Origin of the sequence: Halobacillus rhizosphaerae (assembly GCF_046719735.1) — a bacterium.
GTDB lineage: Bacteria > Bacillota > Bacilli > Bacillales > Halobacillaceae > Halobacillus_B > Halobacillus_B rhizosphaerae.
The window spans coordinates 1-17,041 of record NZ_JAUTWQ010000032.1; the positions used below are offsets into that span (position 1 = coordinate 1).

11 protein-coding genes are annotated in these 17,041 nt (G+C 43.8%); 2 read left to right on the forward strand and 9 right to left on the reverse strand.

Annotated features, from left to right (window positions below; genetic code table 11):
• Positions 1-6 precede the first annotated feature (6 nt).
• Together Q7A53_RS20480 and Q7A53_RS20485 are read right to left on the reverse strand one after the other, a co-directional pair.
• Entirely contained in the window at positions 7-1,356 is a 1,350-nt protein-coding gene (locus Q7A53_RS20480) for a dipeptidase (protein WP_411791072.1), read from the reverse strand.
• Between the two features lie 76 nt (positions 1,357-1,432).
• Positions 1,433-2,242 carry an RDD family protein gene (locus Q7A53_RS20485; protein ID WP_411791073.1) on the reverse strand — a complete coding sequence of 270 codons (810 nt, stop codon included), beginning with the start codon at positions 2,240-2,242 and terminating at the stop codon, positions 1,433-1,435.
• Between the two features lie 115 nt (positions 2,243-2,357).
• Between Q7A53_RS20485 and Q7A53_RS20490 the strand changes: the two genes are divergently transcribed.
• Positions 2,358-3,341 (forward strand): stage II sporulation protein M, encoded by a 984-nt coding sequence (locus tag Q7A53_RS20490; protein ID WP_411791074.1) that lies wholly within the window; start codon positions 2,358-2,360, stop codon positions 3,339-3,341.
• On the opposite strand, the gene Q7A53_RS20495 is transcribed toward Q7A53_RS20490, so the two are convergent.
• The 7 genes from Q7A53_RS20495 to gltB form a co-directional block, all read right to left on the reverse strand.
• Positions 3,315-4,673 (reverse strand): DUF58 domain-containing protein, encoded by a 1,359-nt coding sequence (locus Q7A53_RS20495; RefSeq protein ID WP_411791075.1) that lies wholly within the window; start codon positions 4,671-4,673, stop codon positions 3,315-3,317. The genes Q7A53_RS20490 and Q7A53_RS20495 overlap by 27 nt on opposite strands.
• The gene (locus Q7A53_RS20500) at positions 4,624-5,553 is read right to left on the reverse strand and encodes an AAA family ATPase (RefSeq protein ID WP_411791076.1); all 930 of its coding nucleotides are present in this window, start codon (positions 5,551-5,553) and stop codon (positions 4,624-4,626) included. Before Q7A53_RS20500 ends, Q7A53_RS20495 begins: the two co-directional genes overlap by 50 nt.
• Positions 5,550-6,671, reverse strand: coding sequence for a DUF4350 domain-containing protein (locus tag Q7A53_RS20505; RefSeq protein WP_411791077.1), 1,122 nt, complete (start codon positions 6,669-6,671; stop codon positions 5,550-5,552). Before Q7A53_RS20505 ends, Q7A53_RS20500 begins: the two co-directional genes overlap by 4 nt.
• 14 nt (positions 6,672-6,685) lie before the next feature.
• Positions 6,686-7,327 carry a DUF4129 domain-containing protein gene (locus Q7A53_RS20510; protein ID WP_411791078.1) on the reverse strand — a complete coding sequence of 214 codons (642 nt, stop codon included), beginning with the start codon at positions 7,325-7,327 and terminating at the stop codon, positions 6,686-6,688.
• 15 nt (positions 7,328-7,342) lie between these two features.
• A complete protein-coding gene (locus tag Q7A53_RS20515; RefSeq protein ID WP_411791079.1) occupies positions 7,343-8,293 on the reverse strand; it encodes a hypothetical protein in 951 nt (316 codons plus the stop codon).
• A 263-nt stretch (positions 8,294-8,556) separates the two neighbouring features.
• A complete protein-coding gene (locus Q7A53_RS20520) occupies positions 8,557-10,044 on the reverse strand; it encodes a glutamate synthase subunit beta (RefSeq protein WP_411791080.1) in 1,488 nt (495 codons plus the stop codon).
• An 18-nt stretch (positions 10,045-10,062) separates the two neighbouring features.
• Complete coding sequence (gene gltB, locus Q7A53_RS20525) at positions 10,063-14,646, reverse strand: glutamate synthase large subunit (protein ID WP_411791081.1); 4,584 nt, start codon at positions 14,644-14,646, stop codon at positions 10,063-10,065.
• A gap of 557 nt (positions 14,647-15,203) precedes the next feature.
• Here gltB and Q7A53_RS20530 point away from each other — a divergent pair.
• On the forward strand, positions 15,204-17,027 hold the full coding sequence (locus tag Q7A53_RS20530; protein WP_411791082.1) for an AAA family ATPase: 1,824 nt from the start codon (positions 15,204-15,206) through the stop codon (positions 17,025-17,027).
• Positions 17,028-17,041 lie beyond the last annotated feature (14 nt).

The window sequence follows — 17,041 nt, forward strand, 5'->3', positions numbered from 1 at the left end:
TTTTTTTTACAGAGATTCGAGATAATGGCCAATGGTTTCCATTCCTCTAGTAAAGTTATTTAAATGAAAATGTTCATTAGGGGCATGTAAATTTTCCGATGGAAGACCAAAGCCCATTAACACTACAGGAACGTTCAATACCCTGGAGAAGACTTCCACAATAGGGATGGACCCGCCTTCTTTCGGGAACAACGGACGCACCCCATACACTGCTTCATAAGCGTCTGCTGCCTTTTGAATCATCATAGTTTGTGAATCAAGTGAGACCGGCTTTGCTTTAATAAATTGGTGGAGCTCCACCGTGGCTCCCGAGGGTTTATGAGATTGGATATGCTCTTCAATCCGTTCGTAAACCTCCTGAGGGTTCTGGTCTCCCACCAGTCGGCAGCTAATTTTAGCGCTGGCTTCACTAGGGATAATCGTCTTGATCCCCTCTCCTTGAAACCCGCCAGTGATCCCGTTGATCTCCAGGGTTGGGCGGATACCCGTTTGTTCTTGAAACGTAAAGCCCTCTTCTCCAAATAGAGCTTGGATGCCAAACTGATCCTTAGTTTGAGCTTCATTAAATGGAATGGCGGCTACTTCCCGTTTCAGCTCGTTCGTAGGCTCAGGTACCCCTTCATAAAAGTTCTCCACAGCAATTCTTCCGTTTCGATCATGAAAAGAATCGACGATCTTCGTTAGAGAATGGATCGCATTCGGCACCCCTCCTCCATAGCTTCCTGAATGGAGGTCGGTGTTAGCGGTTTTCACCTTAAGTTCAAGAGCGAGCGCTCCTCGTAAGGAAGTACAAATCGCTGGCTGATTTACATCTATGAAGGACGTGTCTGAAATAAGCACAGCATCCGCGGCCAGCTTCTCCTGATTCTCCTCAATAAACGGGGGAAGATGAGGGCTTGCGAGTTCTTCTTCTCCTTCAATACAAAATTTAATATTAACAGGAAGCTCTCCATTCTTTTCCTTCAGCAGCTGCAAGGCTTTCACGTACATAAACAATTGTCCTTTATCATCTGTGGCACCTCTCGCATAAATCTTCCCGTCTCGGACGACCGGATCGAATGGCGGGGTTTCCCAGAGATTAAGAGGATCTGCCGGCTGCACATCATAATGGCCGTAAATGAGTACAGTCGGCTTCCCTTCCGCATGCAGCCAATCCGCATAAACGATCGGATGCCCCTCGGTTTCCACCAGCTCAATGTGCTCCATGCCAATTCTTTCAAAAGCATCAGCAAGAAAGCGAGCTGCCGTCTTCACATCTTCTTTATGTTCAGAAAGAGCTGAAATACTTTGAATCCGCAAAAATTCCTGAAGTTCCTCCACAAATTGATCTTTATGTACCTCAATTAAATCCTTCATTACTTTCGACCTCCTAAATGAGTGGTATCTGTATTATAAGCTTCAAGAAGCTATTTCCACAAAAATACGGCAGTATCTAAAGTTCGAATTCCCATTCTTGACGTGCCTGTAGATAAAACGCAAGCAGCATATCCTGGAGCTCAGACGCTGTTTTACCGTTTATTTCTAATCCTGCCTTTGGGAATAAAAGACCAGCTACCTCACGAGAATAGTCCGACCTTTCAGCCGCTGTTAATTGAGGATAACGGGTGATATAGGCTTTTAATAATGTCCATTCCTTTTGAGTGAAATTTCTCCATAGAGAGTCATCCAGTTTAATATCCTCTGCTGAAACGCCGCGGTTGTTGATTTCCTTTTCTATTTTAGTAGGCTTCCTTTTCTTCATTGGCTTTTTCTTTTTTCTTTCATGAACCACGATCGTTCCAGCTACTAAATCACCTATTCGTTTGTGCCCGGGATGAAGAAAAATCATCATTAAACCTAAAAGATAATAAGCAGGAAGCATGTCTATAATTCGCAGCAGGTTTCTCACTAATAGCGAGAGGGATGTAGCACTGCTGCCATCTTCCTGAATGACTCTGACGCCGAGCAGCATCTTCCCAGGAGTCCGCCCGCCTGTTATCACTTCAAATAAAAAGAAGTATCCCCAAAATATTAAAAAGATCACTATAATGATGATCGCCAGCACAAAAGACTGGACCTTAGATATGAGCCACGGAACATCTAAGCTGCCAAGAAATACCCCGGCAATGGCGATCCCAGCATACATGATGAACAGCAAGACCATATCTATCAATTGTGCTGCCCCTCTGCTGCCTAAGCCAGCTAATTTAAATTGGAGAGACACATGTTCCGGTGTTTTGACGTTCCACTGTTCCTGATTCATCACTGCCTCCTTTCTGCTTAAATAAAATCAGCATCGTAAGTATTCCTTTCTGCACTATAAATCTTTTATAATATAGATAAATGTAAAATACTAGAATCCGGGATAGGGGGAGCTTATGAAATATCAACTATTTATTAAGCAGCATCGCGAGGAATGGAAGCAACTGGAGGAATCCATTTATCTCTTAAATAAAAATATACAGCAGCTATCGCCGGGCCAAGTAGAAGAATTCCAGAGACTTTACCAAAAAGCTGCGCAGCATTTAGCCTATGCTCAGACCTATTTAAGCGGTCAGGAAGTGACCCGGTATCTAAATGATCTTGTTGCCAAAGCGCATAACACACTTTATCAGGATCAGGTCTCAAGCTGGCAGCAGCTGAAAGCTTTTTTTGGCACGAAGTTTATTCAGCTGCTTACTGAGCAGTGGAAATTCGTACTGTCTGCTGTCTTGTTATTTCTCTTAGGAGCTGTCGGAGCCTTTCTATCAGTCTATCAGGACCCGATGCACTTTTATTCTGTCCTTCCTGATTCTATGGCGAAAGCTATTGATCCAGCCAATCTTGGGGAAGGCGGGAAACAAGTCGATTCTCCTATGATGTCCGCTTCAATTATGACAAACAACATTCAGGTCGCATTACTTGCTTTCGCGGGCGGGGTCACCTTTGGGTTCGTGAGTATTTATTTACTACTCTACAATGGAGTAATTATCGGAGCGGTTGCCGCATTTTTCTTTCATTACGGGAAGTTTTATGAATTCTGTGCATACATTGTCCCCCACGGCATTATTGAACTGACTGCTATATTTATAGCAGGAGGAGCAGGTCTCATGATGGGGTATAGATTATTTGTACCAGGCCCGTTTTCAAGGGGATACCAGCTGAAAATTCAAGCCTACCGCTCTGTCCAGGTGTTACTTGGAACGCTCCCGCTGTTTGTGATCGCCGGCCTCATTGAAGGATTCATTACCCCTTCTTCTCTGTCTTTGGAAACGAAATACGCCTTTGCTTTTCTAACGCTTTTTGGACTTATCCTTTATATCAGTGTAGGAACAATGATGATACGAAAAAGATCGTTAAACCATTCCTCGGTTCATCATTGAGATATAGGAACTTACTACTGAACCTGCCAGCTCTTCTTCAGGGACTTCAAGCATTTGGAGTCCCTGCCTTTCCCATTTCTGTATTTCTCTATTCTTCACAAGAATATGCCGCTCCGCCATACTCTTAAGCATGGCCGTCTTTATATTCTCAGGTTCTAGGGCCGTTCGTTCTTCTATCATCTTATCCTGCATCCCAGCCAATAGAAACACGTGCCTGCGTCTGAGTCTTTGTAAATAGTAAAGGGGAGCTTCTTCATACAGAAACGTGCTCACGTCACTGAACAACAAGATCAGAGTCCTCTTTTTTTGGATGGTCTGCAAATAATGAAACACTTCAGAATAGTTGGATTCATAGGAATCCACTTGAAGGGAATAGACCTCCTTCAGGATCGTCTGCAGATGAGCCATTCCTTTTGCAGGAGGCACATATCCCATTATTTCTTTTGAGAAAGCCAGTAAGGATACATAGTCTCCTCTTTTTAAAGCAGCCGTAGCTACAGTTATGGCCGCTTCCAGTGTCCGCTCCAGCCGGTTTCCTTCTTGTAGCTCTACTCCCATCATCCGGCCGCAATCCAGCAGTATGGTTACGTATTTCCCGTGTTCGGGCTCGTATTCATTAGTCATCAGCTCTTGAAGCTTCGCCGATTGCCGCCAGTTAATCTTACGAAGGTCATCCCCGACTACGTAGGAACGTATTTTCGCAAACTCTCCCGAACCTATTTTTTGCTTTTTACGCTGATCTCCTTCGTACAGTAGAAACTTTTGAGCATCTTCTAAATAATGACGGCTGCTTGTCAAATCAGGAATCACTTGAAAATCTACCGGAAGGTCCACCTTCATTTGCTTCGACCACAGCCCTAACCTCGACTGATAACGTATGTACACTCCCTCTAAACGATAGTCTCCTCGCACGTGGGCTGTAAAAGTATACCGAAGACATGCTTCCTTACGCGGTGAAAGCTTGCCGCTGATCGGAAAAGGCCGATCAAACACAGGAGGAAGATCATCGACCAGTTGAAACACTCCTGATTTCAGCGAATGATTCTTTATCGTAATTTCGCTTTCATACTCCAAACCTCTTTCCACTTCCTCTTTGACCCTTCGATTAAATTCAAGTTCCGACTTTTTCGGGGACCCTCCCAGATCCAATAAACTGACCGCTAACAAACTCCCATCGATCAGGATAATATAGACCCAGCCTACTCCGAATAAAGCAAGCAGAAGGATGAAGATGGAAACCATCATCAGAGCCCCGATCAGCCGCCGTGCCGGTAATATACCGTTATCGCGGAACAGAAATCGAGCCCACAATGTCTTGAATGATTTCGTCATGAGTCACTCCCTCCAGTTCCATTCGAGGAGCTACTATCAGCCGGTGGCGCAGCGCTGGCCGCGCAACTATTTTCACATCGTCAGGGGTTACATAATCACGATCTGATAGATAGGCCCAGGCTTTCGCTGCTTGAGCCATAGCTATACTTGCCCGAGTGCTTGCTCCATATCGAATGGCTTCTGAATCCCGTGTTTTTCTTACGATTGACATCATATATTCATAGACAGCATCGCTGATCTTCACCTGCTGAATTTCTTTACTGATGCCAAGGAATGCTTCTACAGTAAGCACTGGATTTATTTCCTCCATGCTTTCGTCATGATCAACCCTTTGCTTTAAAACTAGCAGCTCCTCCTCAAAGGCAGGAAAGTCGATATGCAGTTTAAATAGGAATCTGTCCTGCTGGGCCTCAGGAAGCGGATAGGTCCCTTCAAACTCTACAGGGTTTTGGGTTGCGACCACAAAGAAAGGGTTGGGTAAGAGGTATGTATCACCTTGAATCGTGGATTGTTTTTCTTCCATCGCCTCAAGCAAAGCAGCTTGTGTCTTCGCTGGCGTCCTGTTAATCTCATCTGCTAATAAAACATTTGTAAAGATCGGCCCCTTAATGGTTTCGAAGCTTCCGGATTTCATATTGTAAATCATGCTGCCTGTAATATCACTGGGCAATAAATCTGGAGTGAACTGAATTCTTTTAAACTCTCCCCCGAGAAGTCTGGCAAGCGTCCGTACCATCTTCGTCTTCCCTGTTCCCGGTACCCCTTCAAGCAGCACATGACCTCCTGTTAAAATAGAAGATAAAAGCAGCTTGAGGTTGTGACTCTGTCCTATTACATGCTTTTCATAGGTTTCCATTAAAACGGTCAGCTGTTCCTTCAACTTATCTGCACCTCTTTCTGAATGTCGTCTAATTGCCTGGAAGCATCTAAGTATTCCTTCCTGGTTACGTGGTTTTCCTGTTTTAAAGAAATCACTTTCTCAATTCTGCGTTTCCATGTCTGGAATTCCTCATTAGTTAACTTCTGCTCCATGTAGGAACGTACGTCTTCCCAATCCATATTTACGGAAATCCCCCACCGGTCATGCATAAGTTTACGTACATATTCCTCCTGAATAGAGAGAGATTCTTTGTAGAAGCCTCCTTTAACATACCAGGATGCGAGAGCTTGCAACCGCTCATCCCCGAACCTGACCATCTCTTCACGCGGTGTCAGGACCGGACCAAACCGCTTTCCTTTCATCCAAAGCCATAAGATGGTAATTACGATCGCCTGCAAAATAAACACAAGCATCCACTTAGGATAAAGAGTGAACAGCGATGGAATATGAGAGTTTCCATGTACATACTCATCAAAGAGTAACGTATCTGCGTCAGCTGTATTCAGCACGCTCGATATTAGATCGGTATGATCATTCTTTAAGATTTCTCCATTGGTAAACCAGCTGGGGCTGAGAGATACAATCAGCGCCCCCTTGCCCACGGATCGCTTTACCGCCACTGCTCCTTGTTTGTCCGAATAAAGAATATCATCCTTCTTGTTTGGCTTCAGCCTCACTTTACTGGCAACCTCTGCCTGAAAGGTTTGCTCGTTCTTATTGTGGAGGGTGGTCTTTCCTTCTCCGGGCAGTGCCGGCCTTGTCTTTATCTGAAAAAAGCCAGCAGGATCCTGATTTACCAGCCAAATGATCCCTCCTGATTCCATCCATTTCTGATATTCCATCTGTTCTTTTTGAGTAAGGGTGTAATACGGCTGGATCATGACTAATAACCCTTGCTCCTTCAATTTTGGCAGTGCATGGGGATCACTTTGCCATCGGCTGACTTCTGTTTCTTCTTGTTTCATATAAGAATACAGCCCTTTTACTCCTGTTGGCGAAGGAGAAGTGGATAAATAATCAGAATAAGTCTTAGGTTGAGCCAAAGATAATAGGACGGCAAGAATAAAGAGAAGGAGTAAACCTCCCGTTATCCAAAGCCAAGTTCTCTTCCCATTCATACCCCTCTCTCCCTTCAGCTCTCTCTATGCTTGTTTCTGTTCATCAGCCAAGCAGCTGCCTGCTGTTGATAACTTTTATACTCGTTCTGTTTAATTTCACGGTTTCCGTAAGCAGCTTCCTCAAAGATCATGGCCAGCTGATAAAATTTTTCTGCTGTTTGATAATTCACTCTTTTTAATTCCTCATAATACTCCCAATTCGTTTTCCAGGGCTTAGCTTCGACCCACTCTTGTTCATGGAAGTATAACAGGAGCGCCAGAAATACATGTCTCATCGCTTCCCCAAACTGCTCTTCCTGCTGAAGCGCCTCTGCTTCTTCCAAATGACGTTCATACGACCATTCCAGCTCCCGCGTCTGCTGTAATGGACTCTTAGACCTTATGGAGGACGTTTTCGCTAAGTTTCTTTGCAAGAAATACACAAGCACAATAAACAACCCAACCCCCAGTCCAACGAGCACGTACGCTCCCCACTTGTCCGCTTGATTGAAAAGGTTGGAATCAGGAAATAGCTGATGTAACCATTTGCTGAGCCAATGACCCGCCCATTCCTTCAGTTTCTCAAACAGACTTTTACTATGATCATAATAAGCCTGGTATTCATGCTTCTCTAATATTGATTTCAGCTGCTCTTTGGATTGTTTTGGTTTCATCATTGCCATCACCCGAAATTAGGAATAAGTGGTTCGTTCTTCCTCATCACCCTTAAAAGTTGAAATCATTTCTTCCAAATCAGTAGATTCTCTTTGCGTTCTTAAATTAAAGAACATCACTGTGTAACCTGTATAAAAAATCACGGTCGTCACCAAAGTAACAAGGTTGGAAATCAGTGTTGAGAGGACACTTCCGCCAAGAATCCCTCCTACGATTAGCCCAATTACACTATTGATCACTAGATTGATCAGTGATAGAACAAGAAAGAATCCTAATGTTGTCCAGAAGTTGCCTTTCGTCATTTTAAAACTCTCTCCCAGACCCGGGGCTGCTTTTTTAAATATTACGTTTCCAAAGAACATACTCCATCTTGTAGCGAGAAAGGCGACTACAGCAAATACAATCAGCAACAGTAACAGAGAAAACAGAATGGTGCCTGCCCCCCCTCCACTTCCTGAGATTGCAGCGATCACAGAAAAAGAAAGAGCTGCAATTCCGCCGAAAAAGATCGCACCATTGATTAAGCCAAATAAAAGAACGCTGCCTAAAATTGGCCAAAATCTTGAGAATGCATGTTTGATCAATTCTCCTGGAGCCCAGCTTTCTTTATGTAAGATTCTACCTACAGCAAGTACGACAGAAGCATGGGCAATAGGATATAAAATGATGCCTAATACAGTCATTACAATACCAGATACGAGCTTTGTACCCTGAAAATCCTCCCCGATCGGCTGACCCTGGGAAGAGGAGTCCTGAATATCTTTAACAATGGTTTGGAAAAAAGTTGCCTGATCTCCTGCCTCGCTAATAAGATTTGTCCCGCTGACGATCTGGATTATGTAATTAAGGACAAATACCGGACCGATTAAAATAAGTAAAATGAAAAAAAGCCTGCTGAAATTTTCTTTTACAATTTGAAAGGTACTGTCTAAGAGCTCTCCAAAAGTCTTTGTCTGCTGATTATCCACTATTCATCTCCCTCTCTTTACTTTTCATAACTTATGAATATACTAACTATTCTATCATTATTTGGAGGTAGTTTGACAAAAATTGGTGAAATATGAATAAGGAATCGAAGTGCCGTTCATTTACAAAAGAGTCCTACGGGAAACCTCTCTCTTTCCTTCTTATGTAAACGAATAAACTCTTCCCCCTTCTGAATTAAAGCTGATACCAAAAGAAAAAGCCCACCTGAATGGACTCCATCCAAATGAGCTGTGTAGTAGTGTATTTATGGTAACTGAGTAGACCCCATTAGATAGCGGTCACACTCTCTCGCGGCTTCTCTGCCTTCATTAATAGCCCAGACAATCAGGCTTTGGCCTCTTCTCATATCTCCTGCGGCAAAAATTCCTTCCACGTTGGTTTTATAATCACCATATTCAGCTTTAACAGTCGATTTTTGTTCGGTTTCAATTCCGAGTTTATCGATCAAGTCCTGTTCTGGACCGGTGAATCCGATCGCAAGCAGCACTAAATCAGCTTTCCAGACTTTTTCAGTACCCGGGATTTCTTCACGGCTGCGGTTTCCGTGTTCATCAAAGGTAAGCTTCACATTGACTGTATGAACTTCTTTGATGCGCCCTTTTTCATCCCCTACGAATTTCTTGGTCATGACGGCAAAAGCACGTGGATCTCTGCCCAAAGAGGCTGCCGCTTCCTTCTGCCCATATTCTACACGGTGAATAATCGGGTATTGCGGCCAAGGGTTATTTAAGTCATCTCGATCTTCACCTTTTTTATCATAAATATCAAACTGAGTTAAGCTTTTACAATTATGTCTGATAGAGGTAGAAATACAATCGGTGCCCGTGTCGCCACCGCCAATGACAATGACATCCTTGCCTTCTGCTGAGATATAATTCTCATCCTGATGGTTCGTATCCAGCAGGCTTTTCGTATTGGCATGGAGGAAATCCATGGCGTAATGGATGCCTCTCAATCCTCTTCCCTCGGCATCGATATTTCTTGGTACGGTTGCGCCGCCGCAGAGAACAATAGAATCAAATTCTTCACGCAGGCGGGAAACAGGATAATTTCTACCCACTTCCGTATTCGTAACAAATTTAATTCCCTCTTGTTCGAGGATATTGATACGCCGCTCTACTACAGAATAAGAAAGTTTCATTTCCGGGATACCATAAGTTAAGAGTCCTCCGACACGATCGGCACGTTCGAATACAGTCACGGTATGTCCTGCTTTGTTCAGCTGGGCGGCTGCCGCAAGTCCGGCAGGGCCGGAACCAACTACAGCAGCTTTTTTACCCGTTCGTGTTTTAGGAGGCTCAGGCACTACCCATCCTTCGTCGAATCCTTTTTCGATAATGGATCGTTCAACGGTTCTGATGGCAACCGGGGGCTCATTAATTCCCAGTACACAGGCTCCTTCACAAGGGGCTGGGCATGCCATACCTGTAAATTCCGGAAAATTATTTTTTTCATGCTCTACCTTCAGAGCTTCTTTCCATTGACCGCGATAGACAAGATCGTTCCATTCTGGAATAAGGTGGTTCACTGGACATCCGGTGGTAGAACCCTCGATTTCCATTCCCGTATGACAGGTGGGTACACCGCAATCCATACAGCGTGCCCCCTGTTTCTGGACTTCTTCGTCTGACATGGGGAGCGTGTAATCCTTCCAGTCTTTCGTTCGTGTCGATGGATCTCGCTCTGGCTGCGTTTGACGCTCATACTCCATAAATCCTGTTGGCTTCCCCATCGTATCCCTCCTTGTAAATTAGACCTGTACTGGCTTTTTGCTTTCTTCAAATGCCGTCATTTCTGCATCAAATTTATTTAAACCACTTTCTTTTAAGTCTTTAATACGTTCTTGAATCTCAAGGTAAGCTTTTGGAATAACCCGCTTGAATTTTGGCACGTACGCTTCCCAGTTCTCCAATATCCGCTGTGCCTGAGGACTATTCGTATACTCCGCATGCTTCTGCAGCATGCCGTAGAGTTCCTTAATTTCTTTGTCCTCGGAAAGCTCTTGAATATATACGAGCTCCCGATTACATTTCGTTTCAAAAGGAACCGTTGGATCTTCGAGAATATAAGCGACTCCGCCTGACATCCCTGCAGCAAAGTTCCTGCCGGTTGGTCCAATGACGACGACTTTGCCGCCTGTCATATATTCACAGCCATGATCTCCAACACCTTCAACAACGACTTCCGCTCCACTGTTTCTCACACAAAAGCGTTCTCCAGCGAAACCATTAATATAGGCCTCGCCTCCTGAAGCCCCATAAAAGCAGACATTGCCTGCCACTGTGTTTTCTTCAGGTTTAAAGGTCGACCTCGGGGAAGGATGGACAATAATTTTTCCGCCTGATAACCCTTTTCCGACATAGTCATTGGCATCTCCCACAAGACGGAGGGTAATCCCTTTAGGAATGAAGGCACCAAAGCTCTGCCCGGCAGAACCTTTGAAAGTCAGGCGGATGGTATCTTCATCAAGACCATCCTCTCCGTATCTCTTGGTAATTTCACTGCCTAGAATGGTTCCTGTTACCCGATTTATATTTCGAATGGACCCGGTTCCTTCCACGGGTTCACGGTTTTCAATAGCTTTCTTGCAAAGAGGAAGAATTTCTTCCACATCGAGCGTTTTTTCCAGTCCATGATTCTGCTCAAACATCGCATAATGACCGACATTTTCTTTCACTTCCGGCTGATAAAGAAGAGCAGAAAGGTCCACACCTTTGGCTTTCCAATGATCAATCGCGTCGTTCGCTTCTAACGCATCGGAACGTCCGACCATTTCATTAATCGTTCTAAATCCTAATTCTGCCATCAGCTCACGCGTCTCTTCTGCGACAAATCGCATGAAATTCGCCACGTGTTCTGGGTCTCCCATGAATTTCTTTCTTAATTCAGGGTCCTGCGTCGCTACTCCAACCGGACAGGTATTCAAGTGACAAACGCGCATCATCACGCAGCCAAGAACCACTAGAGGGGCAGTTGAGAATCCGTATTCCTCTGCACCTAATAATGTCGCAATAATCACATCCCGGCCAGTCATCATCTTTCCATCGGTTTCAACAACTATACGGTCGCGCAGGCGATTGAGAAGCAAGGTCTGGTGAGTTTCAGCAAGACCGATTTCCCATGGAAGTCCTGTATGCTTAATGCTGGTTCTAGGCGCTGCCCCTGTACCGCCATCATAGCCGCTGATTAATACTAAATCGGCGCGGCCCTTAGCAACTCCGGCAGCAATCGTACCCACTCCTACAGCAGACACCAGCTTAACGCTGACTCTCGCCTTAGGGTTGGCGTTTTTCAAGTTATGAATCAGTTCAGCTAAATCTTCAATTGAATAAATATCGTGGTGCGGCGGCGGGGAGATTAACTCCACCCCTGGCGTAGATCCGCGGACTTCAGCAATCCAAGGATAAACTTTTTTGCCCGGAAGGTGACCGCCTTCCCCTGGTTTTGCACCCTGGGCAATTTTTATTTGAATCTCATCTGCGTTCACAAGATAATGACTGGAGACGCCGAACCGTCCTGAAGCTACCTGTTTAATGGAGCTTCGTTTCAGATCGCCATTTTCTTCTGGAGTAAAACGGCCAGGATCTTCCCCGCCTTCGCCTGTATTACTTCGTCCGCCTACTCGGTTCATTGCAATAGCCAGAGATTCATGAGCTTCCTGACTGATGGAACCGTAAGACATGGCCCCTGTCTTAAATCTTCTACAGATATCTTCTACGGACTCGACTTCATCAATGGGAATAGAATAGCGTTCCTTAAAGGATAGCAAACCTCTTAATGATTGCAGGTTATTCGTTTCATCGGTCAGCATTTTTGAGTATTCTTTAAACAATTGATAGTTATTTGTACGGCACGCATGCTGCAGGGTGTGGATCGTTTTCGGATTGTACTGATGATCCTCTCCATTACTGCGATATTGGAAATCGTCTCCAGAGTCGAGCGATTTTTCTGCTGAGCGATGTTCTCCGAAGGCTTGTTTATGTCTCATTAATACTTCTTTTTCGATCATGTTCATGTCGATACCGCCAAGTCTTGAAGCTGTACGAGTGAAATATTTCTCGATTACATCGGGATGAATTCCAACCGCTTCAAAGATTTGTGCTCCTCGGTAACTCTGAATGGTAGAAATACCCATTTTAGACAGAACTTTAATAACTCCATCCGTGACCGATTGAATGAACTGCTGAACCGCATCGTCCAAGTGATCATAGGCAATTTCACCTTTTTTCAAGAGATCATTCAGAGATTCATAGGCTAAATAAGGATTAATTGCTTCTGCCCCATAACCAAGTAAAGCAGCGAAATGGTGAACCTCACGTGGTTCAGCCGATTCCAGCAAAATACTTACTTTCGTCCGGGTACCTTGACGGATCAAGTGATGGTGCAAGCCGGATACTGCAAGCAGGGCAGGAATGGCTGCCTGCTTGGAATCAACGCCGCGGTCTGAGAGTACCAGTAACGTTTTTCCTTCTTTAACAGCTCGATCTGCCTGTTCAAATAATTGATCAAGAGCTTGTTCCATTTCATTTTGTCCTTCAACAGCATCAAAAAGCATAGAGAACGTTTCCGTTTCAAAGCCTTCAATGTTCTGCTGGCGGAGCTTCTCTAATTCCTGATTCGAAAGGATAGGGGTTTGAAGTCGGATCTGCCGGCAGCTTTCCGGTTTAGGATCGACAAGATTACCTTCCGCTCCAATTGTGGTTTCTACCATGGTAACGATCTTTTCCCGAATGGCATCAATAGGCGGATTCGTTACTTGTGCAAACAGCTGTTTAAAGTAGCTGTAAAGAAGCTGAGGCTTTTTAGACAGCACTGCAAGCGGTGAATCGTACCCCATAGAACCTACAGGATCTTTTTTATCCGAGACTAATGGAATAAGAATCTTATTTAATTCTTCCTTGGTATAGCCAAAAGCAAGCTGATGATCGACCAAGTCTTTGATCGTTTCTTCCGGCTGATCGGCAGGCTCTGGAAGATCATTTAATTCAAATTTATATTCCTCCAGCCATTTGTCATAAGGCTGTTCTTTAGCAGTTTCAAGCTTAATCTGATCATCTGGAATAATTTCGCCTTTTTCCAGATCAACAAGCAGCATTTTCCCAGGATGCAGACGGTCTTTATGAAGAATATCGTCCGCAAAAATGTCCAGTGCCCCTACTTCTGAACCAAGAACAATCATTCCGTCCTTCGTAATATAGTAGCGTGCAGGTCTCAGTCCATTACGATCTAGACAAGCCCCAATCTGTTTTCCGTCGGTATACACAAGGGCAGCCGGACCGTCCCATGGTTCCATCAGGCAGCTATGATATTCGTAGAAATTCTTCTTTTCTTCCTTTATCGAGTCATCATTAGACCATGGCTCTGGGACCATCATCATTGCTGTGTGAGCAAGCGAGCGGCCGGATAAGTATAAGAATTCAAATGCATTATCGAACATAGAAGAGTCACTGCCATTGGAATCAATAACGGGAAGGACCTTTTGTAAATCCTCTTCATTAAAGTATTCTGATTCGCAGAGCACTTCACGGGCTCTCATCCAATTCACGTTTCCTCTAATCGTATTAAATTCGCCATTATGGATGGTAAACCGGTTAGGGTGTGACCGTTTCCAGCTTGGGAACGTATTTGTACTAAAGCGGGAATGGACTAAAGCGAGCGCCGATTTGAAGTCGGGGTGATTGAGGTCAATATAAAAAGAATCCAATTGTTCCGGAATCAGCATCCCTTTGTAAACAATCGTATTCGTTGACAAGCTGCTGATATAAAAGTCATCATTGCCTTCTTTTACAGAAATCTCAATCTCTGTGCGTTTCCTTATGATATAAAGCTTTCTTTCAAAAGCGAGTGTGCTTTCCATATCATCGGCCGGAGCCACGAAAGCCTGACGAATAAATGGTTTCGTCTTTTTCGCATCATCACCAACAAAGGAATCGTTGACGGGGACCGTTCTCCAGCCCAGGAATTTCTGACCTTCTTCAGCAACAATTCTTTCAAACACTTCACGACACTTCACACGGGTGTAGTGGTCCTGGGGAAGGAAAACCATCCCAATCCCATATTCGCCTTCTCCCGGAAGTTCTATATCTTCTTTTTCACACTGTTTTTGGAAGAAATAGTGAGGAATTTGAGTTAAGATTCCAGCACCATCCCCTGTACTTACATCGGCCGCCTGGCCGCCTCGGTGTTCCAGGTTACAAAGAATGGTAATGGCATTCTCAACAATACTATGTGATTTTGTTCCATTAATATTTGCGATCATTCCTATACCGCACGCTTCATGTTCATTCTCAGGATTGTACAATCCCTGTGCGACAGGATATCCATGCTTTTCCATGACGACGTCCTCCTCTGTTTATCAACCAAGCTGATAAGCATGATGAAAAGTGTTAAAATTCTGTCTTTTTCAGTTTTTTACTAGTATAGCATGAAAAATCCTATGATTCACGCTTTCGTACCGGTGTTCAAGCACGTTTTCTTTGAAATTAGTGAAAAATTTACAAATGTGAAAAAGGATCAAGAGCTATCAGATTAATGATGTAAGCGCACACATTTTTTTCACCAATACGAACTTAAATTTTTTAAAAATTATTTCTTTTACTCGCTTTTTCCTGATAAAATTTTTCTCAGTCTTTAAATAGTATTTGGCATGAATTGATACTTTAAGAGTAGATATGATTAGAGAGTAAAACCAAGATCATATAAGGGCTCGTCTTAAAAAAACTATTGAATTTATCTGAATTTTCTGTTAATATGAAATATATTGCTCTCTATTATAAAGTCACCAACCTGCGAGTTTACTAGTGTCCATGGAGTTAAGAAGTTCCCTATCAGCCACGTTCCTCAGCACGATTTAAAGGGTCAAGTTTAATTAGGATAGAGGAGGAATAAAAAGTGTGGGTTACTGATTCGGGTAGGGATCCCGTTCATAATGGAATGGCGACTGTTCTTTCGAATGTAAAGAAAGATTATTTTACAGGCAGGAATAGAGAAACCGAACGTTTTCAAGAAGTCTTGCAGGACAGCAGGAAGACCAAACAGCTTCTACACATTTACGGTACGGCTGGAATTGGAAAAACCTCGCTGCTACACGCTTTTCAGAAAGTGACGCAACCGATGGACGATGTCGTTTTTTTCAACTTGAACAGCGATGACTTTATCCATTCTCCATCATTCCTTGCGGAGCAAATGATTGCACTGATTTCAACTAAACTCCACATCCGACCGCCTCATACCGCTCAATCACTCGGTCTGGAGGATTGCCTTCATATTATTAGAAATGCGGCAAAGGTGTACCAAATTGTTGTAGCCGTTGATAATTATGAAAGGATAGGAGAATTAGACCGCTGGTTTCGGGAAGTTTTTATAAACCACCTTCCTACCAACGTGATGATCGTTCTTGCTGGACGCCATCCGTTAACAGAAGGCTGGCTTGGTGAGAAAGAAGCCGACCTTCCTATTACTCAGCTGCAAGTGACAGGGTTTAATTATGATGAAACCTGCAGGTATTTGAAAGATACAGAAGGAGAAAAGAGACAGGAAGTACTGAAGAACTTCTGGGGCGTGACTCAAGGGAATCCATTGTTATTGTCATTAGCACGTCTCGCGCACAGACACATGCCAGCTGCTTATCTTTATCCTGAAAATAAGATTGATCGGCTGGCACATCTTGTTAAGGAATGGCTGGATAAATGCTCGCATAAGGAAGATCTTGACCTGATTCAAGCGGCATCAGTTCTCCGCCAGTTTGATCACACCGTGCTGTCCTACGTATTAAAAAATAACGTTTCCCTTTCTGCTTATTCCAGACTTACTGCTTTGCCTTTTGTTAAACAATCGAATCATGGATGGACGGTTCATGAATCCGTAAGATTGGCACTTTCAAAAGAGTTCCGTGATCGAAATCCTGAACAAGAGCACAGACTTCGTAAGCAGAGTGCCTTCTATTACTTGCATAGAATGGATATGAAAGAGCTCACAGATAGGAATCTGCAGGAATATTTGCATCATATAAGAGAAGAAGTAAATCACTCAGAGTTATTCGCTTCTTCCTCTACAGTAAAAAAAGAAATACAATCGTTCGATCTTGATCATTTTGATGAACTGGATACGCTGGTTCATCAACTCCCCGATTCTTTGAGCAAGCTTAAAGAGGAAATGAAGGCGTTAAAACTTGCTTACCCCGATCAGAACAGGAGATGGGTAAGCACAGGATCTGTGAAGGACAATGGTTACCCAGCCTGCCAACTGGTTAAGAATGAAGCCGGTGAAACCCTTGGTCTGTCTACTACTCTTCCGATTTGCAAGGAAACTATCAAACAGCTCAAGGTACATCCAACAGCAAGCAGTTTCTTTAATGGGCTCTCCATGATGGAAGAGAAAGAATTCACTGGCACCCATGATGCTTATCCTGGCTGGTATATTAGGATGACCGCCTGTGAGAATCCAGAAGACACAGAGACCGGGTTGCTTCTTCTCTATCATTTATTTCCTTTACTTTTGACGGGAGGAAAAATGATCATCTCTACCTCCGCCCCTTCATTCCATGAACTGCTGAAGTTCTTTGGTTTTCGGGAGACCGGGGAAAGCCAGATAGATCAGAACCCTTATGGAAAAACGTCCTCCACATTTATACTGGACGTTCGTGGCCGAAGGTTCATTCACTATCTAAACAACCTCACCCAAACCGTGTTTTCTGCAAGCTATATGCCTGACTAAATAAAAAGTTTTAA